This window comes from Tateyamaria sp. syn59, from assembly GCF_007995245.1.
Lineage (GTDB): Bacteria > Pseudomonadota > Alphaproteobacteria > Rhodobacterales > Rhodobacteraceae > Tateyamaria.
In genome coordinates this window covers 143,449-165,080 of the sequence record NZ_VCBA01000005.1, presented here as the reverse complement: position 1 = coordinate 165,080, position 21,632 = coordinate 143,449, and the positions used below count along the sequence as shown (strand labels likewise).

The window sequence follows — 21,632 nt, the reverse complement described above, 5'->3', positions numbered from 1 at the left end:
CGCGTTTCGCCCTTGGGAAAGCGCGGTTTAGGCGGGTTTTATCGCATCCAGCGCGGGGCGCGGATACCGCTCCAGCAAGGTTTGCACCAGCGCCCGGCAGTCATGGCCCCGCCAATCGGGCGAATGCGCTGCGCGCGGCAAGTCCGGGTGTTTCAGGGTCAGCCGCCGCCACGCATGCACGATCAGCACTCGCAACGCCGCAGTTTGAACAGGCGTCATGTCCTGATCCAGTTCTTCCGAGATGTCTGTCAGAACGGCGTGCAGCGACTTGTAGGCATCGCGCATCCCATCCGTCTCGATCTGTGATCCCAACCAAGGGGGCAGGCTCTCGGGTGCGAGGCGCATGGCGTCCGATGGCAGCAGTTCGGTTGAACTGCATAGAAACAGGCGGGATGCGATCTGTGCGAACCTGGTCGGATCAAGCTCCGTGTTTGCCTGCATCAGAATGGCCACAGCCTCGGTTGCCTGACCGCCACCATAGATGCGCCCGCGTGCCGCATCGCTGTCCGACCGTCCCTTGGCGGTCAAGCTGTGCAGGCTGTTGCGCCCCTGTTTCGCCGAACTCACCCACCCGTCGCTGCGCAGCCGGTGCAGGGCCACGCGCGACGCCTCCGGCTTGATCCCGATCTCGCCCATGATGGCGGACAGCGTCGGTCCATTCAGCGGCTGATCCGGCGCCAGATCGCCAAAAACTGTCACTAAAAGGGACCAAACCCGCAAGGGGCCAAGGTCGCTTAGGCTTTGAAGGGCTTGGGAATAGGCGTCAGTAGGCATTCATGGTCAGCAGTTCATACTCTGCCACCACATCATCATCTTGGTTCGTCAATGTCACGTGCCAACGCACCTCGCCATAGTCATCGTTCCGCGGCGTCTTGGCCTTGACCGTTAGACGCACCCTGATGCTGTCGCCTGCTTCCACCGGCTTCATGAAGCGCAGGTTGTCGAGGCCCGTATTCGCAAGCACCGGCCCTGGATCGGGTTGCACGAACAGACCAGCGGCAAAACTGAGCAGCAGATACCCATGCGCCACGCGACCCGGGAAAAACGGGTTCGCCTTGGCGGCCGCATCGTCCATGTGGGCATAGAATGTGTCGCCGGTGAAATGGGCGAATGTCTCGATGTCATCCAGCGTCACCGTGCGCGACGGGCTGTTGAACGTGTCGCCGAAAGCCAGATCGCCAAAGGCCCGCGTGAAGGGGTGAGGTTTGTCAGATGCCTCTGTCCCGCCCGGCACCCAGCGTTGCCCAATGGCTGTCAGGATGTCGGGGCTGCCCTGAATGGCCGTGCGCTGCATATAGTGTTTGACTGCGCGAATACCGCCCAGCTCCTCACCGCCGCCCGCGCGGCCCGGTCCGCCATGCACCATATGCGGCAAGGGTGCGCCATGCCCTGTCGCCTCGGCCATGCTGTCGCGATTGTCGAAGTAAAGCCGTCCATGGAACGCAGCAGAGGCCATGGTGATCTCACGCGCCACGTCGCCGTCATGGGTTATGACAGACGCGACCAGAGATCCTTTGCCCCGGTTCAGCAACTGCGCCGCGTGGTCCAAATCACGGTACGGCATGATTGTCGAAACCGGGCCAAAGGCTTCGACATCATGCACCGCTTGCGCCGCGTCCGGGTCGGCACAGTGAAACAGCATCGGCGGGAGAAAGGCACCCTTGCTGCCCGCCATGGCAAAATCGTCCGGGTCACCAAATACTCGTTCCGCCTCTGATCCGATCTTTGCGGCCTTCTCCAAAACGTCGTTTTTATGCGTGTTAGAGACCAATGCACCCATTTTCGTGGCCTCGTCACGCGGGTCGCTAATGGTCACGCGCTGAAGTCGCGCGCGGATCGCTGCCACCACTGCATCCACTTGCGCCTCTGGCACCATAATCCGCCGAATGGCCGTACATTTCTGCCCGGCCTTCGCCGTCATCTCCCGCTGCACTTCCTTCACGAACAGATCGAACTCAGCGCTTCCAGGTTTGGCATCCGGCCCGAGAACGCTCGCGTTCAGACTGTCCTGTTCCGCAGTAAAGCGCACCGCGTTATCCAGCAAGTTCGCGTTGCTCCGCAGCTTGCGCGCCGTATCGGCGGACCCGGTGAATGTCACCACATCTTGGCAATCCAGATGATCCAGCAGATCGCCAACGCCGCCCGACACAAGCTGCAACGCGCCTTCGGGCAGATACCCGCTGTCAATCATCAGGCGCACGCAGGCTTCGGTGACATAGGACGTCGCTGTCGCAGGCTTCACAATAGCGGGCACACCGGCCAGCAGTGTGGGAGCCACCTTTTCCAGCATCCCCCAGACCGGGAAATTGAACGCATTGATATGCAGCGCAACGCCTTGCAGCGGTGTGCAGATGTGCTGGCCAAAAAACTGACCGCCACGCCCCAACTGCTCGGGCGGACCATCCAGATACACCTGCGCATCCGGCATCTCGCGCCGCCCCTTGGAGGCGAAGACCAGCATCGTGCCGATCCCACCGTCAATGTCGATCAGGTGATCGGACTGCGTGGCGCCCGTGTCAAAGCTGAGGTCGTAGAGCACCTTCCGATGCTCGCGCAGATGCAGCGCCAGCGCCTTGAGCATCTTGGCCCGTTCATGAAACGTTATCGCGCGCAGCGCCGGTCCACCGACATCGCGGGCATAGGCGCGCATCGCCTGCACATCCAGCGCGTCATTTCCGGCCTCGGCAATCACGTCACCGGTGATGGCGCTTGCAATCGACCGCGCACCTGAACCCGGCGGCACCCAGGCACCCGCCGCAAATGAATGAACCTGGCGCATGGTGGCCCCCTAGTGTTGATCGTAGTCTATGCTCAGCGTGTCGCTGATCGGATAGCATTGGCAGGTCAGGACAAAGCCTGCCTCAACCTCATAATCCTCAAGCGCATGGTTGGTCAGCATCTCGTATTCGCCACCCGTCACCTTGGCCTTGCAGGTCGAACACACCCCTGCCTTGCAGGCGAATGGCGCGTCGAGGGAATTGGCCAAAGCAGTCTCTAACACAGAGGTATCTTTGGCCATCTCCATCTGATGGGTCGTGCCGTCCAACGTGATCTGCACCGTCGTTTCTGCCGCCCCTTCGGCGCGCGCGCTGACGGCCTGCTTTGCCAGACGCCCTTGCTGGCCTGCGCCAAACAGCTCGAACCTGATCTGATCCTTGGTCAACCCGTGCGCCTCCAGCGCCTCGGAAATGGCGAGCATCATCGGTTCCGGCCCGCAGATAAAGGCGGTGTCGACCGCCCCCACATCAATCCACGACTTGAAAAGCAGCGCGCATTTCTCCTGATCAACACGGCCCGAAAACAGGTCAATGTCTTGCCCCGTCTCAAGAACGTGGATCAGGGTCAGACGCCCCATATACCGGTTCTTCAGATCCTCAAGCTCCTCCCGGAACATGATCGTGTGGACCGCCCGGTTGGCATACACGAGCGTAAAGGTGCTGTTCGGTTCGCGCGCGAGCACGGTTTTCAGGATCGACAGAATAGGCGTGATCCCGGACCCACCCGCAAAGCCAAGGTACGTTTTGCCCTTGTTAGGGTCTAGTTCAGTGCCGAACTGCCCCATCGGCGCCATGGCATGCAGCGTGTCGCCCACCTGCAGCTCGGTGTTGGCAAAGGTCGAGAACGCGCCGCCATCCACGCGCTTGACCCCCACCTGCAGCTTGCCGTCATCCAGCCCGGCGCAGATGGAATAGTTCCGGCGCAGCTCGGTCCCGTCGAAATCCTGTTTGAAGGTCAGGTACTGGCCGGGTGTGAAACGAAAGGTGTCCGGTTCATCCGGGTGCAGCGTCAGCACCACCGCATCGCGGATCGTGCGGTGGATTTCGGTCACGGTCAGGGGGTGGAATTGCGCCATGGTCAGCCTGTCAGTAGTGGCGGAACAGCTTGGCTGAGATACGCCAGGTGCCGTCATCCAGCTGAATGATCTGGAAATGGTTGTCGAAGGACATGCCCAGCAAGTTGCGTTCGGTGATCGAGGCTGTCGCGATCTTCTCATCGACCTTCAGCGCAGTGATCTCACCGCTGTAGTCCTCGCCGACCTCATTCGCTTCAAGCGCGCCGTAAAATGGCTCCGGCCCGCCATGCAGCAGGTCGGAACCCAGCCAGCCGGTCATAACGGCGTCATCGTGAAACACAGTTTTCAATAGGTCGATATCGCGGGTGCGGGTGCCTTCGATATAGGCTTCGACAACCGCGCGTGCGTATGCTGTGACATCGGTCATGGCAAATCCTCCGTTAAATGCACTTGAAGTAATCAAAGGGTTCCAGGCAGTCGGTGCAGCGCCATTGCGCCTTGCACGGGGTCGACCCGAACTGGCTGATCTTCTCAACGCGGCTTGACTGGCAATGCGGGCAGCGTTTCGGCCCGCCCGCAGGTTGCGGCGGTGCGATACCATAGCTTTCCAGTTTGGCCTTGCCGGTGTCCGTCATCCAATCCGTCGTCCAAGGCGGTGCTATTTGCCTTTTTAGAGACAGGTTTTGGATGCCCTTGGCGCGCAACGTCGTCTCAATCTCCATGTTGATGATGCTGGTTGCCGGACAGCCGGAATAGGTAGGCGTCACGGTCACTTCCAGTGTGTCGTCCAGCCACTGCACGTTGCGGATGATCCCCAGATCAACCAGCGAGATGACCGGGATTTCGGGGTCCGGGATGGCTGCAAGCCAGGTCCAGACCTCATCCACGGAGGCGCGCGTTGTCACCATGTCGCGTCCGGATAGCTGCGGGGCAGCACCTGCATCGTCGCCAGCATATGGCCCAGATGTTCGGTATGCCGTGCCCCGGTCTTGCCGCCCATATGCGCAAAGTCGCCGTCGGGGCGTGACAAGGTCGCCTCCGCTAAAACAGTCTCTAAATAGCGGTCAAACGCGGATTTCAGGGCCGACATGTCCTTCAGATCATCGTTATCCGTGCTGAACATCTCGCCCACATAAGGCCAGAGCCGATCCAGCGCAGCCTGCATCCGGTCATGGCTCTCTTCGGTCCCGTCGCCCAAGGCGATGACGGTATCGGAAGAGCGTTCGCGATGATACGTCACCTCTTTTACTGACTTCTGGGCGATGGCGGCAATCTCGGCATCCTCATGCTCGGTCAAGGCCTTCAATGCCTCCAGATGCCACGCATCGAACAGGAATTGCCGCATCATGGTCGCTCCGAAATCCCGGTTCGGCTGCTCGACCAGCAAGAGGTTGCGAAAGTCCCACGCATCGCGGTGATAGGCGAGCGTGTCGGCAGTCCGCCCCTGGCCCTCACGTTCAGCAGCAAGGCCAAGCCAAAGCTGCGTCTGACCGATCAGGTCCAGCGCGGTATTGGCGAGCGCGATGTCTTCCTCCAGCGCCGGCGCATGGCCGCACCATTCCGAGACACGCTGGCCCAGCACCAGCGTGTTGTCCCCCATGCGGATGAGACCCTGGACGCTCACATCGCACCTACATCATCGGGGATGTCAAAGAATGTCGGGTGGCGATAGACCTTGTCATCCGCGGGGTCATAGAGAGATCCCTTGTCGTCGGGCGACGACGCAGTGATATCGGCGGCAGGCACCACCCAGATGCTCACCCCTTCCTTGCGGCGGGTATAGACGTCTCGTGCGTTCTGGATTGCGTGTTCGGCATCAGCCGCATGAAGCGAGCCCACGTGCCGGTGGCTTAGCCCGTGCTGGCCACGGATGAACACTTCCCAAAGGGGCCATTCCTGTTTCATGTCCTATCTTTCTGCAGGCCGGAAATTTTCAAAATTTCCGGACAAATTTCTTTATAAGAAATTTGCATCGCTCACTCCGCAGCCACCTTGGCCGCCCGTTTCTTGGCCGCATGCGCCAGCCGCGCCTCGCGCACCCATGCGCCGTCGTCCCACGCCTTTTGCCGCGCCTCGATCCGCTCCACGCTGCACGGCCCGTTGCCTTTCAGCACGTCAAAGAACTCGGACCAGTCCGGCTCGGCAAAGTCATACCCACCCTTTTCATCGTTCCATGCGAGCGTCTCATCGGGGATGGTGAGGCCCAGATACTCCGCCTGTGGCACCGTCTGATCCACGAATTTCTGGCGTAGCTCGTCGTTGGAATTCATCTTGATCTTCCATGCCATCGACTGCTCGGAATGCACGCTTTCCTTGTCCGACGGACCGAACATCATCAGCGACGGATACCAGAACCGGTTGAGCGCATCCTGCGCCATGCGCTTCTGCGCCTCGGTTCCGTTCGCCATCTTCATCATGATGTCAAAGCCTTGGCGCTGGTGGAAGGACTCCTCCTTGCAGATCCGCACCATCGACCGGGCGTAGGGGCCGTAAGATGTGCGCTGCAACGGCACCTGGTTCATGATGGCCGCGCCATCGACCAACCAGCCCACAGCGCCCATATCTGCCCATGTCAGGGTCGGATAGGCGAAGATGGACGAGTACTTCATCCGACCGTCCAGAAGCATCTCCGTCAGTTCATCGCGGCTCACGCCCAAAGTCTCGGCCGCGCAGTACAGGTAGAGACCATGCCCCGCCTCGTCCTGCACCTTTGCCAGCAGGATCGCCTTGCGCTCCAGCGTCGGCGCGCGGGTGATCCAGTTGCCCTCGGGCAGTTGGCCCACGATCTCGGAGTGCGCGTGCTGGCCGATCTGACGGATCAGCGTCTTGCGGTAGCCTGCGGGCATCCAGTCCTTCGGCTCGATCTTTTCACCCGCATCAATGCGTGCCTGAAAGGCTGCCAGCTTTTCGGGATCGTCCTGCGTCGCTTCGGATTTGATCATCTGTGCATACATCGTCTCAAGCCCTTTCGAGTACCATGGCGACCCCTTGCCCCACACCCACACACATGGTGCAGAGGGCATAGCGGCCGCCGGTGCGTTTCAATTGGTAGGCGGCGGTCATCACCAACCGCGCGCCCGACATACCCAGCGGATGCCCAATCGCGATGGCCCCGCCTTGCGCGTTTACTCGTGGGTCGTCATCGGCGACCCCAAGGCTGCGCAGCGTCGCCAACCCCTGCGAGGCAAAGGCCTCGTTCAACTCTATCACATCCATCTGGTCGATGCTGAGGCTTACGCGCTTCAGCACCTTTTCCGACGCAGGCACGGGCCCGATCCCCATCACGCGCGGTTCAACCCCGGCGGCGCACATGCCAACGATCCGCGCCATGGGCGTCAGGCCCTGCGCCTCTGCCGCTTCGGTCGAGGCAATGAGCATCGCCGCCGCCCCGTCATTCACGCCGGAGGCATTGCCTGCCGTCACGCTCAACTCTGGCCCGTTGATCCCACGCAAGCCCGCCAGCTTCTCGGCGCTTGTACCGGGGCGCGGATGCTCATCGGTATCGACCACAACCGACTCCCCCTTGCGCTGCGGGACCGTCACCGGCGCAATTTCCTCGGCAAAGGCGCCAGCCTCGTGTGCCGCAGCCCAACGCGCCTGCGACCGTGCGGCAAAGGCATCCTGCGCTTCGCGCTCTACCTGCCAGTCGGCCGCGACGTTGTCCGCGGTCTCCGGCATCGAATCGATGCCATACTCCGCCTTCATCTTCGGGTTCACGAACCGCCAGCCTATGGTCGTGTCATAGACCTGATTGGCGCGCGAAAACGCAGCCTCCGCCTTCGGCATCACAAAAGGTGCGCGGCTCATGCTTTCGATCCCACCGGCGATGACCATGTCCATATCACCGGCTTTGATGCCCCGCGCCGCAATGCCGACGGCATCCATGCCAGAGGCGCACAGGCGATTCACTGTGATCCCCGGCACGTCCACCGGCAGACCCGCCAGCAATCCAGCCATACGGGCCACGTTGCGATTGTCCTCGCCCGCCTGGTTGGCACAGCCCAGAACCACATCGTCGACGCTGGCCCAATCCACATCCGGATTGCGCGCCATCAACGCCGCAATCGGTGCCGCCGCCAGATCATCGGCCCGAACGCCTGACAAAGCACCGCCATATCGCCCAATGGGCGTGCGCTGCGCATCACAAATCCATGCGTCCATGAAACTCCTCCTGACGGGAAAGTAGGGTAGCTGCCGATTCCGATCAATGATAAATGTTACACAGATACTTGATTGATTGAAAATCTGTAACGCTTTCATACGCCCACTGGACCATTCCGCACCGGCACGGTTCTATGTCGCCACATCAATCACTTGATACGGACCCCGCCATGGACCGCGCCGCAATTGTTCACGACAACTTCCACCGGCGGCTCAAGGCCAACGACCTGCCTTCGGGCGAGGGCGCAGGCGACATGGAGCCCGACGTGCTTCTGTCTCTCTACCGCGCACAATGCCTGTCCAGGCAACTCGACCGCACCAGCCGCGCCATGCAAAAGGCGGGGCAGGGGTACTACACCATAGGCTCCAGCGGGCACGAGGGGATGGCAGGCGTTGCCCATGCCCTGCGCCCCACCGACATGGCGTTCCTGCACTACCGCGATGCTGCGTTTCAGATCGCGCGGGCGGGGCAAGTGCCCGATCAGAACCCCGCATGGGACATTCTGCTCAGCTTCGCCGCTTCTGCTGACGATCCTATGTCGGGTGGCCGCCACAAGGTGCTCGGGTCCAAGGCGCTGAACATCCCGCCCCAAACCTCGACCATCGCGAGCCATCTGCCAAAAGCGGTGGGTGCCGCCTATTCCATCGGATTGTCCAAACGGCAACGTCCGGAGCACGCACACCTGCCCGATGACGCGATCATTATGTGCAGCTTCGGCGATGCCTCCGCCAACCACTCCACGGCCCAGGGCGCGATCAACACCGCCTGCTGGACCAGCTTCCAGAACGTGCCGCTGCCTCTGCTGTTCGTGTGCGAGGACAACGGCATCGGCATCTCGACCCCCACACCCTCCGGCTGGATCGCCGCCAACTTCTCCGCCAAACCCGGCCTTACCTATTTCGCCTGCGACGGCTTAAACGTCGCGGAAACCCACAGGATCGCGGCAGAGGCTGCAGCCTTTGTCCGTCGCCACAAGCGCCCCGCCTTCCTGCATATCCGCACCGTGCGCCTCTACGGTCACGCAGGCTCGGACGTCGAAGCGACCTACCGTGCCAAGGCACAGATCGAAGCGGATGAGGGCAACGACCCGCTGCTCCACACGGTCCGTCTTTTGCGCGACAGCGGCGCGTCCACGCCTGAGGAAGCGTTGGCCCTTTATGAAGAGATAGGCCAAGAGTGCGAAGCGCTCGCCGCCAAAGCCATCAAACGTCCCCGTCTGCAAACTGCCGCAGATGTCAGTGCCAGCCTGATCCCGCCAAAGCGCACATGCGCGCCCACAAACGGCCCGTCCACCGCGCAACGCAGCAAAATCTTCGGCACCGACCTGCGCAGCAGCGAAGAACCACAGGTGATGAGTAAGCTGATCTCTTGGGCGCTCACCGACCTCATGCTCGAACATGCCGAAATCGTCATGGCGGGCGAGGACATCGGGAAGAAAGGCGGTGTCTACGGTGCCACCCAGAAACTCCAATCCCGCTTCGGCCCCCACCGCGTCATCGACACGCTGCTCGACGAACAATCCATTCTCGGCCTCGCCATCGGCATGGCCCACAACGGCTTTGTCCCGATCCCCGAAATCCAGTTCCTTGCCTATCTCCACAACGCTGAGGATCAATTGAGAGGCGAGGCGGCCACGCTTCCCTTCTTTTCCAACGGCCAATACGCCAACCCGATGGTCCTGCGCATCGCGGGCCTCGGGTACCAGCGTGGCTTCGGCGGCCACTTCCACAACGACAACTCTCTTGCCGTCCTGCGTGACATTCCCGGTCTCATCATCGCCTGCCCCTCGCGCGGCGATGACGCAGCCAGGATGCTGCGCGAAGCGGTGCGGCTGGCCCGCGAAGAGCAGCGCGTCGTCGTCTTCATCGAACCCATCGCCCTCTACCCCATGCGTGACCTGCACGACGAGGGCGACAAGGCATGGATGTCGATCTACCCTGCCCCCGATGAACGGATCGCGCTGGGCGAAGTCGGGGTCAGCGGAGATGGAACGGATGTCGCCATCGTAACATACGGAAACGGACGGTACCTGTCGGAACAAGCCGCCAAGCGCCTGCGCGGCGAGGGCATCAACGCGCGCATCATCGACATGCGCTGGCTCGCACCCTTGCCCGAAGCCGCCCTGATCGAACAGGCGCGCACCTGTGAAGCCACTCTGATCGTCGACGAATGCCGCCGCACCGGCAGCCAGTCCGAGGCGCTCATGACACTCTTCTCCGAGGCAGGTATCCGAAACATCGCCCGCACTACTGCCGAGGATTGCTTCATCGCCACCGGCCCCGCCTATGCCGCCACACTTCCCTCCACAGACGGCATCGTGGACGCCGCGAGAACGCTCTGCATCAAGTCTTGAGATTCCGGTTTCACGAAATTCACCCCGCCCCTTGATCGCCCCTTTCCCTCCGGTCCACAGTCGCGCCAACAGGGAGAGAGGACAGCACCCATGATGCACCAGGCAGCGTTCTACCGCGGCGGTAAACACTTCACGGTCGAGACGGTCGAAACACCGCCGCCCGGCCCCGGCCAGGTGCAGATCGACGTCGCCTATTGCGGGATCTGTGGCACCGACCTGCACATCTACCTCGGTCACATGGATGGGCGCGTCGGCTTTGAGCGGACCATCGGGCACGAGATGTCAGGTGTCATCTCGGCCGTCGGTGAAGGTGTCGAAGGTTTCACGGCAGGCCAGCCCATCGTCGTCCGCCCCCTCGATCACTGCGGCGTATGCCCGGCGTGCAAGGCCGGGCACGAGCACATCTGCCACAATCTCAAATTCATCGGCATCGACAGCGACGGGGCCTTCCAGCAGAAGTGGAACGTGCCCGCCCACACCGTCCATATCCTTCCCAAAGACCTCAACCTCGCCCACGCCGCCCTGATCGAACCGCTCGCCGTGGCTGTCCACGACGTCGACCGGGGCAAGGTCCAGCCGGGCGAAGACGTCCTTGTCATCGGTGGCGGCCCCATCGGGATGCTCGTGGCTATGGCCGCGCGCGACGCAGGCGCGAACGTTACGGTGGCCGAGATCAACGACAACCGCCTCGCTTTCGCTGAGAAGGTCGGCTTCACGACCATGGACCCCAAAAACACCGATGTCGCCAAGGCCATGCACGAGGCTACAGGCGGCAAGGGCGCCGATGTTGTCTTTGAAGTCTCCGGCAGCCAACCCGGTGTCGATCTGATGACCGCTGCCGCAGCAACACGGGGCCGTATCGTCATGGTTGCCATCCACGCCAGCAAACCCCAGATCGACATGTTCCAATTCTTCTGGCGCGAGCTTGACCTGATCGGCGCGCGCGTCTACCGTCCCGAGGACTACGACAAGGCCATGGACCTCCTCGCCAAGGGCGTCGTCGATTGTGACGCCTTCATCACTGACATCCAGGGTTTGAACGACATCGAGGGCGCCTTCAAAACCCTCACCGAAAACCCCAACGCCATGAAATCCATGATCCGTGTGACGGAGGGCCTGTAGATGCCAGTTCTCGATACATTCGACCTGACCGGCAAAACCGCCCTCGTCACCGGCGCCAAGCGCGGCATCGGGCGCGGCATGGCGGAAGCCCTCGCCGAGGCAGGCGCCGACATCATCGGCGTCAGCGCCACACTAGAACCCGGCTCAGAGGTACAGCAAGCCGTCGAAGCCATGGGCCGCACCTTCACGCCATACGCCTGCGACTTCTCGGACCGCAGCGCCGTCAAAACCTTCGCCGCCCAAGTCCTGCAAGACCACCCGCAGATCGACATCCTGATCAACAATGCAGGTACGATCCTGCGCACCCCCGCCGCCGACCACCCCGACGACATGTGGGACACGGTGATCGAGGTGAACCTGAACGCGCAGTTTATCCTCACCCGCGAGGTCGGCAAAACCATGGTCGAGCGAGGCACGGGCAAGATCATCTTCACCGCCTCTCTGCTCACTTTCCAGGGTGGGATCACCGTGCCGGGCTATGCTGCCTCAAAGGGCGGGATCGGCCAGCTCACCATGGCTTTTGCCAACGAATGGGCGGGCAAGGGCGTGAACGTGAACGCCATCGCGCCTGGCTACATCGACACCGACAACACCGAAGCGTTGCGCAACGACCCGGTACGGTCCAAATCAATACTGGAGCGTATCCCCGCGGGTAGGTGGGGCAAGCCGGAAGACTTCAAGGGTCCGGCCGTCTTCCTCGCCTCCGACGCCTCGGCCTATATGCACGGCCACGTCATGCTGGTCGATGGCGGTTGGATGGGGCGCTAACCCTTGATCGGATTGGGGCCGGTATAAGTCCAGCGATAGCCCGGCGGGGTCGGCCCCTTGTTTCGGCCCCCTTGCTGTTGCTGTTCCCACGCATGGGACAGAATACCGACGCTGCGGGACAGACAGAACAGCCCGCGCGCCAGTGGCGCGGCAAAGCCCAACTCAGCAAAAATCACAGCCGTCGCCCCGTCAATGTTCATCGGCACAGGCCTGCCTTTTTCTTCGGCAAGCGCAGATTCAATGCTGCGCGCCACCGCAGCACAATTTCCAGATACGATACCGTATGTTGTAGCCTCATCAACAAGCGCCAAAAGCCGCGGCGCGCGCGGATCAACCGGCTTGTGAAACCGATGGCCAAAGCCCGGAAGAAACGGACCGTGCTCCGCCCGCCAAGCGTCCAGCACCTCGGTCAGCGGCGCATCCGACGCCTCAACCAGATGGTACAACTCCACCGCTTGCTCTCCAGCCCCGCCATGCACGTCATCAAGCATGTTCACCGCCGATGCGATGGCGCCGTTCAACGGCAACCCGCACGTCACCGCCATCCGCGCCGCAGCAATTGACGGCGCTTGCGGCCCATGATCGACCGCTGCAACCAGCGCCGCCTCGAACAGCTTGGCCTGAGCCTCGGATGGCATGTCCCCTCGCACCATAAGCCAGATCATCTGCGGAAAGCTGACATTGCCGATCAGACCCTCGATCGGATGCCCGCGCATCCGGATTTGCCCGGGTACCATATCGATGATGTCGGTTGACCACCAATCGGAAACGTCACTCATATCGCCCCCCTATCCGCCAGCGCGGCGATGTCCTCAACGCTCAGCCCCAAACTTCTCCAAACTTCGCCCGCATGCTCCCCAAGCTGTGGCGGCGGGGTCGCAACGGTCAGTGGCGCCCCATCCAATTTCACCCCGGTGTTCACAACCTCAATATCCCGTCCCACACCGGGCACATCGGCGTAGCGCGTCATCAAACCGCGCTCCGCCACCTGCGGATGCGCCAGCACCTCTGGCACCGACATCACGGCTCCGGCGGGTACGCCGATGGCGTTCAACGCCTGTGCCAAGTCCCGCGCCGAGCGATCCGCCAGCGCATCTTCAATCTCCGAACGCAGCGCCATACGGTTCCGTTTTCTGTCTTCTCGCGTGCGGTAGTCCGGGCGATCTCTCAGCGCCGCCAACCCAAGGAAGTCTGTCAGCAAAACCCACTGCTCATCCTTGTTCGCCGCGATATTGATCAGCCCGTCACCTGTCCGAAACGTGCCAGAGGGGGCAGAGGTCGGATTCTCGTTCCCATTGGCGCCCGGCTCAACACCCGCAATCAGGTGGTTAGAGACAACCCACCCCATTGTCGCCAACACGCTTTCCAGCATGGAGCAGTCGATAAACGCCCCACGGGGACGCGCGTTCAGGGCCGATGCCACAGCAAAGGCCGCCGTCATTCCGCCCACCGTGTCGGCCACCGGATAGCCCACGCGCAAGGGCGCGCTGTCGGTGTCCCCGGTGATTGACATGACCCCTGACACGCCTTGCACGATCTGGTCATATGCGGGGCGGTCCACCCACGGCCCGTCCTGCCCAAAGCCAGAGATGGCGCAATAGATCAGATCGGGTTTGTGCCCTTTCAGAACCTCATACCCAAGGCCCAACCGCGTCATCACACCCGGGCGAAAGTTCTCGACCACGACATCTGCCGTCTCGACCAGCCTTAGAAACAGCGCCTTTCCTTCGGGATGTTTGAAATTCACCGTGACCGATTTTTTCCCGGCATTCTGCGCAAGGAAGGACACGCCCATCCCCTTTGAATTCAACGCGGGATCGGCGCCCAATTGGCGGGCCAGATCACCGCGCCCCGGCGCTTCGACCTTGATCACGTCGGCGCCCATATGGGCCAGTTGGTGGCAGCAAAACGGCCCTGCCAGGACGTTGGTCAGATCAAGAACGCGGACTCCACTCAAAGGGGTAGGGCGGGGTTTCGCCCCGCCGTCCCCGTGGGGATCAATCCCCATCCGCCACCCCGGCTGCCCGCGCCCGGGCGCGACGCGCGCGGTAGCTGGGTAGGATCACCAGAAGGCAAGCGATGACCAACAGGCCCAGCGTCATTGGGCGTTCCCAGATGAAGCTGATGCCGTCGTAGAGCTGCATGGACCGGCTGAAGTTGTCTTCGAGCATGCCGCCAAGGATGAAGCCGATCAGCAACGGTGCGAGCGGGTAGTCCGCAAAGCGCAGGATCGTGGCGCAGATGCCGAAGCCGACGAGCAGCAGCAGCTCGGTTGCGTTGTTCTGCCCGATATAGGCTCCCATCAGCGTGAAGAAGAGGATGAAGGGGATCAGGAAGTTGCGCGGCACCGCCAGCACCTTGGCAATGTAGGGGATCAGCGGCAGGTTCAGGATCAGGAGGATCAGGTTGCCGATATACATCGAGATGATGACCGCCCAGAAGATCTGTGGATCGTCGACCATCAGCCGCGGCCCGGGCGTGACGTTCAGCGCAATGAGCGCTCCGAGTAGAATCGCGGTGGTGCCGGAGCCGGGTATGCCGAGCGTCAGCAGTGGAACAAACGATCCGGTGCAGGCGGCGTTGTTTGCCGTCTCGGGCGCGGCGAGGCCCTTGATGGAGCCTTTGCCGAACTCCTGCTTTTCCTTCTCGGGCGCGATGTTGCGCTCGACGGCGTAGCCGAGGAAGGAGGCGATGGTGGCACCCGCGCCTGGAAGGACGCCGATGAAGAAACCCTGCAGGGATTGGCGACCCACGACAGGGGCGATGGATTTCGCCTCGTCCTTTGTGATCCGCAGGTCTTTGATGTCGCTGGACTGACCGGTCTTTGAGCGGCTTGGGTCCATGACCAGATACAGCGCTTCGGGCAGGGCGAACATCGCCATGGCGAGGGTGATGAAGGCAAAGCCCGACTGCAGATCCATCAGGCCCATGGTGAAGCGCGGCATGTTGAAGAGCGCGCCTTCGCCCACCGTCGCCATGATGAGGCCGAGGAGGGTCATCATGATGGCCTTTGCGACCTGACCGGTGCCTGCGAAGGCCGCGATGGCCGACAGGCCCACGACCATCAGCGCGAAGTATTCGGCGGAGTGGAACAGCAGCGCGACCGACGACAGCATCGGTGCGAAGATCATCAGAAGGATTGCACCGATGGAACCGCCGCAGAACGACGCGATGGCGGCGATGGTCAGCGCCTTTCCCGCCTTGCCGTCTCGGGCCATCGGGTAGCCATCGAAGCTGGTCGCCACCGTGCCTGCGACCCCCGGCGCGTTCAGCAGAATAGACGAGGTCGAGCCGCCGAAGATTGCGCCGTAGTAAACGCCCGCGAGCAGGATGAGTGCGGCGGAGGGGTCGCCGAGCGAGATGGCGACGGGGATCATGATGGCGATGATCGACATCGGGCCGAGGCCCGGCAGCATGCCGATGAATGTGCCGATCAGACAGCCGCCAATGACCATCAGCAGGTTCTGGAGGGAGAAGGCCGTTTGCAGGCCGATCATAATTCCTTCGAGCATGTTATCAGACCCCCATGAATGCAGGCAACGGGCGCAGGAAGATGCCAAGGACGACCTGCACGAGATACCAAACGACGCCTGTGGCGATGCCTGCAACGAGGATCATCGTGATCCAGCGGCGTTCGCCGAGGATGACGGAGCCCATGACAAGGAAGCCGACAGTGGCAATGATGAACCCGGCGGGGCGGAGCAGGAGGGCGTAGGCGACCATGAGGCCGAGGAGCAGACCAGCCTGGCCGAGTTTGAATTCCTTGAGCTGGCGGTAGACGATGACCGAGGGGTTTTCCTCGCGCGGTTTGTCGGACTTCTCCAGCCCCAGAACGATGATCAGCCCGCAGATGATGCCCAGCACGCTCAGCACCTTGGGGAAAGTCGAGGGCCAGATGGGATTGCGCCGCATGAAAGGGGCGAGGCTGCCGTCCATCGTGAACCACGCGGCGTAGCCGTAGGCGGCAAAGATGCCCAAAAGGATCAGTCCGATCCAGCGATCGAGTGCCATGATGTCCCCCCGATTGATCTGTCCCCGCGGGGACACCCCTGATTTCATTGAAGAAAAGGGTTAACTTAACTTAATCTTAACGGATTTTGCCCGTTTAGGCAGGTGTGGGACCATGCCAGCCCCACACCCAAGAGCGATCAGATCAGAGGAAGCCGAGCTTCTTCATCAGGTCGCCGATGACCTGTTCCTGATCTTCGAGGAAGGCTTTGAACTCGTCCCCGTTGTTGTGGATGTTGACCCAACCGTTGCGCGCACGCACGTCTTCCCATTCGGGGGTGTCGTACATCTTGGTCAGCGCGTCCTGGTACATCGCCAGCTTGTCCTCGGGCAGACCGGGGGCACCGAAGAACCCACGCCAGTTCACGAACTCGGTGTCGATCCCTTGCTCTTTCATGGTCATGGCGTCGGGGGCTGCGTCCACGCGCTCGGGTGCTGTCACGCCGATGATCTTCACTTCGCCTGCGTTGGCCAGATCAACCGCTTCGGAGAAGCCGGTGGAGAGTGCTGCGATTTCACCCGACAGGAGCGCCGCCATGGCTTTGCCGCCCGCGTCATAGGGGATGTATTTCACGCCCAGCGCGTCCTTGCCTGCAGCTTCCATCACCATGGCCGCCACGAGGTGGTCCATGCCGCCGGGAACCGAACCACCGCCGATGGCGGTGCTGTTGGGGTCCGCATCATAGGCGGCCAGCAGGTCTTCCATCGAGTTGATGGGGCTGTCCTTGCCCACCACCATGGCGGCGTAGTCACCGATGGTGCCGGCGACCAGCGTCAGATCGCGGAAGTTATGCGGGAACACGCCTGTCAGCGAGCGGATCACGATGGGGGTCGAGTTGACCATCAGCGTGCCGTGGTTGCTGTCGGCGTTTTCGATCAGGTAGCCGATGGCCTTGCCGCCGCCGCCGCCCGACATGTTTTCGAACGATGCGTTGCCCACGAGGCCCGCACCTGTCAGCGCCTCACCGGTGCCGCGTGCGGTGCCGTCCCAACCGCCACCGGCGCCGCCGGGGATAAGGAAGTGGATGCTGTCGACGACCTGGTGGCCGTCTGCGAATGCTGCGCCACCCAGGCCAAATGCCATAGCTGCGCCAAGCAGGGCCCTGCGGCCCATTGCCAATGATTTCATTGGTGTCCTCCCATTTGACTTCGCGCGCTTTCACGCGAATGCTGCCCTGAAAACATGCGAACCTGACACAGACCTGTCATGGAACCGCAACAGGGGCGGATCGGATGAAATACCTGCTGATCGAGGACAATGCAGAACTTGCGGGAGCGCTGTGTACCCGGATGCGTCTGGATGGGCACGTGATCGACCATGCCTGTACATTGTCTGAAGGATCGGACTTTCTGAGCGTGGGGGAGTACGATCTGATCCTGCTGGACATCATGCTGCCCGATGGCGACGGGCGTGCGTTTCTTGAGCGTCATCGGGCGCAGGAGGGGGACACGCCGGTCATTGTCCTGACGGCGCGGTCGGAGGTGTCGGACCGGGTGAGCATGCTGGATCTGGGGGCGGATGATTATCTGACCAAGCCATTTGATCATGCGGAGTTGCAGGCGCGGTGCCGGGCGGTGCTGCGCCGCAGGACCGGATCGGCACAGACGGTCATTCGGCGGGGCGATGCGGCCTTGAATCCGGTGGCGTCTGTTCTGACCATTGGCGAGGCCGAGGTGACCTTGCGCAATCGCGAGCTGCGCCTGCTCGAGCTGTTCATGAACGCGCCGGGCCAGATCTTTTCCAAGGACAAGCTGGTGGATCGGTTGTTTTCCTATGATGGCACGGTGACCGAGAACGCGATCGAGGTTTATGTGGGACGGCTGCGCAAGCATCTGGAGCCGTCGAGCCTGACCATTTCGACTCATCGGGGTCTGGGGTACCGCTTGGATGAGGGGTAGGGCGACATCCCTGCGCCGTCGGTTGACCTGGACCCTGATTGGTGGGGCGGCGGTGCTGGCCGTGCTGTTCTATCTGGTGGTGCGCACCTACGCACAGCAGATCGCGCAGCAGGGGCAGGACCGGATACTTGAGGCGTCGCTGACATCTCTTATGGATGCTGCCGTGGTGCGCGAGGGGCAGGTGGAGGTGGACGTGCCCTATGCCGCCTTTGCCATGCTGGACACGGCGGCCGATGACCGTGTGTTCTATGCCATCCATCAGGGTGCGGAATTGCTGACTGGGTATGACGGGTTGGTCGAGGGGCCGTTTGCTGCGATGGCCGGACCTGCGTTTGATACGGTTGGCTTTGCCGGGACTGATCTGCGTCTGGCGCGCCTGACGCGGGTGCTGCCTGCCAGTCCCGCGCCGGTGATGCTGACTGTGAGCGTGGCGCAGACGCGGGACAGTCTGGCTGGGACGCTCTGGGCCATTTCGGTCAATGCGGCGCTGTTTGGCGGGGCGTTTTTTGTGTTGGCGGCGGGCATGGCGCTGTGGACGTCGCGATCCACTATGCGCCCCCTGAGCCAGATGGCCGAAGCGGTGGCGCGGCGGGGGCCGCGCGATCTGCGACCTGTGGTGCGGGCGGTGCCGACCGAATTGTCGCCTTTGGTCACGTCGCTGAATTCACTGATGACGCGGTTGAGTGCGTCGCTGACCCAGTCCGAGACCTTTATTGCCGAGGCTGCGCATCGCGTGCGGACGCCGCTGGCCACCGTGCGGACGCATGCCGAGGCGACGCTGATGCGGGTGGATCGGGACGAGAACCGCGCAGCCTTGCGGTCCATGATCCGGGCCATAGACGAAAGCAGCCGCGCGGCGGGACAGCTTTTGGACCATGCCATGGTCAGCTTTCGTGGTGATCAGATGGAGCGGAGCGCGGTCGATCTGGTCGGGATTTGCCGCGAGTTGGTGGATCGGCTGACCCCGGTGGCGGAGATGAAGGATCTGGAACTGGTTTTGCAGGCGGATGGGCCTGTCGTTGTGCAGGCCGATCCGATCCTGATCCAGAATGCGGTGCGCAATCTGATCGACAATGCGCTGAAATATTCCCCGCCGGAAGGTGCCGTGCGAATTGAGGTGCAGTCAGATCCCCCGCGAATCATGGTTACAGATGAAGGCGCGGGGTTTCCGACCGAACAGATGGCGGAACTGTCGGAGAGATTTCGGCGCGGGGCGAACGTGGGCGAGACAGTGGGTTCGGGTCTGGGCCTGACCATCGCGAGCGACGTGGCCGAAGCGCACGGCGGGCGCCTGGCCTTGTTGAATGTGGAAGGGAGTGGGGCATGCGCAACCTTGTACTTGTAGTTGCCTGCCTGTGGGGCGCTTTGGCAAACGCGGCCGCGCTGGAGGATCGCAGGACGTTTGACGGTGCAGGCGGTGTCACCCTGCGTGTCTTGTCCAGTACGGACACCGACATCTTTGCCCCTATTCTGGAGGCGTTCATTGCGCGGAATCCCACCGTGTCGATTGACTATGCCGTCGCGGGATCGGCTGACATTGTGACATTGATTACGGAGTGCCCCGATTGCTTTGATGTGGTGATCTCAAGTGCGATGGACCTGCAGCTGAAACTGGCGAATGACGGCCTGGCGCGGCGCTTGCCGGGGCTGGCACAGCCCGGCGACACGGATTGGCGGCAGACCCTGTTTGGCTTCACGCTGGAGCCTGCGACTGTGGTGTTGAACCGCGCCGCATTCGAGGGGCGCCCGCTTCCCACGACGCGACAGGCGTTGATCGAAGCGCTCCGGGCGGAGCCGGAGCATTTTCGGGGGCGGCTGGGCACCTATGATGTGCGGTTGTCGGGGTTGGGGTATCTTTTTGCCACGCAGGATGCCCGCACGTCCGAGACGTTCTGGCGGCTGATGGAGGTGTTTGGGAACCTTGACGCGCAACTGTACTGCTGCTCGGGCGATATGATCGACGATCTGGTGTCGGGTGAGTTGTATGTGGCCTACAACGTGCTTGGCAGCTACACGCAGACCCGGCCAGAGACACTAGATAAGGTGGCCGTCATCACGCCAGAGGATTTTGCGACGACGATGATGCGGACCGCATTGGTGTTGGACACGACGGATCACGGCGACACGGCGCAAGCCCTTGTGGCGTATCTGACATCGGGGGCTTGGGCGGCGCAGGATCGGCCGGGGTACCCGTTGCCGTCGATCCGAGGGGCGGATGCGCAAGTGCTGAACGTGGTCAGTCTGGATCCCGGTTTGCTGGTCTATCTGGACCGGCTCAAGCGGGCGTTGTTCCTGGAGGCGTGGTCTTCGGCGCTGTTGCGCTAGGACGTCTCGACGCAGTGGCGGCGGAAGGCGCGCTTGAGCATGTCCAGCTCTTGGCGCAGGAGAGCCACTTCGCCGCGGATGTCATCGCCAAGCGCCTCGCCCGCGATGATCGTAAAATCGCCCAGCTTTTCGTCGTCGGTGCCATCTGTGATGACAAAGACCTGAACACCGTCGGCAATGGCCTCGGCCGGGATGGGTACCTGAAGCAGCCATCCGCCATCTTCACCTTGTTCCGTGACCTTCACATCGGGCACGTTGCTGTCCTGGTGCGTCACCTTGATCTGTGGCACGCCGGTGCCGTTTTGCTGGATCAGGGCCTGCCAGACGCCATGCCGCATCTTGATCGGCGTGAGGGTCAGTGTGCTCATGCTTTCCCTTTCGTCACAGGGCTGCGCGCGGTCGGCGCGAGAAGGTCAGATCGCGCAGCGTGACCTGGTTCATTTCCGGCCCTTCAAAGATCAGGTCGACCCAGGCCCCTTCCACGCGCTTTTCGTTCAGCTTGGAATAGGCGAGGTCGAACTCGACCGTCACGTCCGCTTCGTGCAGGGGCAGCTCGCGCACGATCTGTTCGGTGTTCGGGCCGTGGCGCACGTTCAGCCGCGCAAAGATTTCAATCGGTTTTTCCATCTCGACAATGGTGTTCATGCCCAGAAGGTGGTTTTTGGTCAGACCGTTGACCGCCTCGGTGGGCAGATCGACGACAAGTGACAGGAATGAGCCGTCGAATTTGAAGACATCGAGACGGACGCCGTAGGGTGCCAGGTCTTCCTCGCGCAGGTTGCGCAGTTGGCGCAACGTCATCTCGCTGAATTCGCAATCGTGAAACAAGGTCACTTCGCTGCCCAGCATCGATTTGGTCTGAACCGAGGACATGCCAGGCATGCCAAGCGATCCGCGCCACAGTTCTGGCCGCCACGACCATTCCGTATTGTGGGGATGCGGAAACGCGCTGGAGCCAATGGCCGGCAGTGCAAGCCGTTCGTCAGCCCGATGGATCAACCTGTCGAGATGCGTCCGCAGCAGCCGGGCGGCGGATCGCAAACCGCGCAGTTCTGCCAGTTCTGTACTCTTTGCATTGCGGGCGGCGCGCGCCCAACGGCGCATCATCCGCTTGTGCGCGATACGGTCAATGAATGAGATGTGGTTGCCTGCCATATGCCCTGCGCCGATGCGTGTCGCGGTGCACTATGTATGCCAAAGGT

At 62.0% G+C, this 21,632-nt stretch carries 22 protein-coding genes; 6 read left to right on the top strand and 16 right to left on the bottom strand.

Annotation, left to right across the window (positions count from 1 at the left end; genetic code table 11):
• Positions 1 to 27: 27 nt before the first annotated feature.
• The 9 genes from FD715_RS11410 to pcaF all read right to left on the bottom strand — a co-directional run bounded on the left by FD715_RS11410 (position 28) and on the right by pcaF (position 7,954).
• Entirely contained in the window at positions 28 to 774 is a 747-nt protein-coding gene (locus FD715_RS11410) for a PaaX family transcriptional regulator C-terminal domain-containing protein (protein WP_147109676.1), read from the bottom strand.
• Positions 764 to 2,779, bottom strand: a complete 2,016-nt coding sequence (gene paaZ / locus FD715_RS11405) for a phenylacetic acid degradation bifunctional protein PaaZ (protein ID WP_147109674.1) — start codon at positions 2,777 to 2,779, stop codon at positions 764 to 766. The genes FD715_RS11410 and paaZ overlap by 11 nt, the downstream gene beginning before the upstream one ends.
• Positions 2,780 to 2,788: 9 nt before the next feature.
• Entirely contained in the window at positions 2,789 to 3,853 is a 1,065-nt protein-coding gene (locus tag FD715_RS11400; RefSeq protein WP_147110007.1) for a 2Fe-2S iron-sulfur cluster-binding protein, read from the bottom strand.
• 10 nt (positions 3,854 to 3,863) lie between these two features.
• Positions 3,864 to 4,220: a nuclear transport factor 2 family protein gene (locus FD715_RS11395; RefSeq protein ID WP_147109672.1), complete on the bottom strand. Its 357-nt coding sequence runs from the start codon at positions 4,218 to 4,220 to the stop codon at positions 3,864 to 3,866.
• 13 nt (positions 4,221 to 4,233) lie between these two features.
• Entirely contained in the window at positions 4,234 to 4,701 is a 468-nt protein-coding gene (gene paaD / locus FD715_RS11390; RefSeq protein WP_147109670.1) for a 1,2-phenylacetyl-CoA epoxidase subunit PaaD, read from the bottom strand.
• The gene (gene paaC, locus FD715_RS11385) at positions 4,695 to 5,393 is read right to left on the bottom strand and encodes a 1,2-phenylacetyl-CoA epoxidase subunit PaaC (protein ID WP_147110005.1); all 699 of its coding nucleotides are present in this window, start codon (positions 5,391 to 5,393) and stop codon (positions 4,695 to 4,697) included. The genes paaD and paaC overlap by 7 nt, the downstream gene beginning before the upstream one ends.
• A gap of 20 nt (positions 5,394 to 5,413) precedes the next feature.
• Entirely contained in the window at positions 5,414 to 5,698 is a 285-nt protein-coding gene (paaB, locus tag FD715_RS11380) for a 1,2-phenylacetyl-CoA epoxidase subunit PaaB (RefSeq protein WP_039685220.1), read from the bottom strand.
• Between the two features lie 71 nt (positions 5,699 to 5,769).
• Positions 5,770 to 6,747, bottom strand: a complete 978-nt coding sequence (gene paaA, locus FD715_RS11375) for a 1,2-phenylacetyl-CoA epoxidase subunit PaaA (RefSeq protein WP_147109668.1) — start codon at positions 6,745 to 6,747, stop codon at positions 5,770 to 5,772.
• A 4-nt stretch (positions 6,748 to 6,751) separates the two neighbouring features.
• The gene (gene pcaF / locus FD715_RS11370) at positions 6,752 to 7,954 is read right to left on the bottom strand and encodes a 3-oxoadipyl-CoA thiolase (RefSeq protein ID WP_147109666.1); all 1,203 of its coding nucleotides are present in this window, start codon (positions 7,952 to 7,954) and stop codon (positions 6,752 to 6,754) included.
• 170 nt (positions 7,955 to 8,124) lie between these two features.
• On the opposite strand from pcaF, the gene FD715_RS11365 reads away from it, so the two are divergent.
• The 3 genes from FD715_RS11365 (at position 8,125) to FD715_RS11355 (ending at position 12,198) form a co-directional block, all read left to right on the top strand.
• The gene (locus tag FD715_RS11365; protein ID WP_147109664.1) at positions 8,125 to 10,308 is read left to right on the top strand and encodes an alpha-ketoacid dehydrogenase subunit alpha/beta; all 2,184 of its coding nucleotides are present in this window, start codon (positions 8,125 to 8,127) and stop codon (positions 10,306 to 10,308) included.
• 90 nt (positions 10,309 to 10,398) lie between these two features.
• Positions 10,399 to 11,430 (top strand): zinc-binding dehydrogenase, encoded by a 1,032-nt coding sequence (locus FD715_RS11360; protein WP_147109662.1) that lies wholly within the window; start codon positions 10,399 to 10,401, stop codon positions 11,428 to 11,430.
• A complete protein-coding gene (locus FD715_RS11355) occupies positions 11,431 to 12,198 on the top strand; it encodes an SDR family NAD(P)-dependent oxidoreductase (protein WP_147109660.1) in 768 nt (255 codons plus the stop codon).
• Here the strand turns inward: FD715_RS11355 and FD715_RS11350 are convergent.
• From FD715_RS11350 to FD715_RS11330, 5 genes are all read right to left on the bottom strand, one after another.
• Positions 12,195 to 12,977: a citryl-CoA lyase gene (locus FD715_RS11350; RefSeq protein WP_147109658.1), complete on the bottom strand. Its 783-nt coding sequence runs from the start codon at positions 12,975 to 12,977 to the stop codon at positions 12,195 to 12,197. The genes FD715_RS11355 and FD715_RS11350 overlap by 4 nt on opposite strands.
• Positions 12,974 to 14,206 (bottom strand): CaiB/BaiF CoA-transferase family protein, encoded by a 1,233-nt coding sequence (locus FD715_RS11345; RefSeq protein WP_147109656.1) that lies wholly within the window; start codon positions 14,204 to 14,206, stop codon positions 12,974 to 12,976. The genes FD715_RS11350 and FD715_RS11345 overlap by 4 nt, the downstream gene beginning before the upstream one ends.
• Positions 14,196 to 15,710 carry a tripartite tricarboxylate transporter permease gene (locus FD715_RS11340; RefSeq protein WP_147109654.1) on the bottom strand — a complete coding sequence of 505 codons (1,515 nt, stop codon included), beginning with the start codon at positions 15,708 to 15,710 and terminating at the stop codon, positions 14,196 to 14,198. Before FD715_RS11340 ends, FD715_RS11345 begins: the two co-directional genes overlap by 11 nt.
• Positions 15,711 to 15,714: 4 nt before the next feature.
• Entirely contained in the window at positions 15,715 to 16,209 is a 495-nt protein-coding gene (locus FD715_RS11335; RefSeq protein WP_147109652.1) for a tripartite tricarboxylate transporter TctB family protein, read from the bottom strand.
• A gap of 142 nt (positions 16,210 to 16,351) precedes the next feature.
• A complete protein-coding gene (locus FD715_RS11330) occupies positions 16,352 to 17,335 on the bottom strand; it encodes a tripartite tricarboxylate transporter substrate binding protein (RefSeq protein ID WP_039685232.1) in 984 nt (327 codons plus the stop codon).
• A gap of 104 nt (positions 17,336 to 17,439) precedes the next feature.
• Between FD715_RS11330 and FD715_RS11325 the strand changes: the two genes are divergently transcribed.
• From FD715_RS11325 to FD715_RS11315, 3 genes are read left to right on the top strand one after another with little or no spacing between them, the layout of a single operon-like run.
• A complete protein-coding gene (locus FD715_RS11325; RefSeq protein ID WP_147109650.1) occupies positions 17,440 to 18,105 on the top strand; it encodes a response regulator transcription factor in 666 nt (221 codons plus the stop codon).
• A gap of 22 nt (positions 18,106 to 18,127) precedes the next feature.
• Positions 18,128 to 19,450, top strand: coding sequence for a sensor histidine kinase N-terminal domain-containing protein (locus FD715_RS11320; RefSeq protein WP_370455383.1), 1,323 nt, complete (start codon positions 18,128 to 18,130; stop codon positions 19,448 to 19,450).
• Positions 19,429 to 20,430 carry an ABC transporter substrate-binding protein gene (locus FD715_RS11315; protein WP_147109646.1) on the top strand — a complete coding sequence of 334 codons (1,002 nt, stop codon included), beginning with the start codon at positions 19,429 to 19,431 and terminating at the stop codon, positions 20,428 to 20,430. The genes FD715_RS11320 and FD715_RS11315 overlap by 22 nt, the downstream gene beginning before the upstream one ends.
• Here the strand turns inward: FD715_RS11315 and FD715_RS11310 are convergent.
• A complete protein-coding gene (locus FD715_RS11310) occupies positions 20,427 to 20,798 on the bottom strand; it encodes a hypothetical protein (protein ID WP_147109644.1) in 372 nt (123 codons plus the stop codon). The two genes, FD715_RS11315 and FD715_RS11310, sit on opposite strands and share 4 nt — an antisense overlap.
• Before the next feature lie 13 nt (positions 20,799 to 20,811).
• Positions 20,812 to 21,585, bottom strand: coding sequence for a DUF6478 family protein (locus FD715_RS11305; protein WP_147109642.1), 774 nt, complete (start codon positions 21,583 to 21,585; stop codon positions 20,812 to 20,814).
• Positions 21,586 to 21,632: the final 47 nt, after the last annotated feature.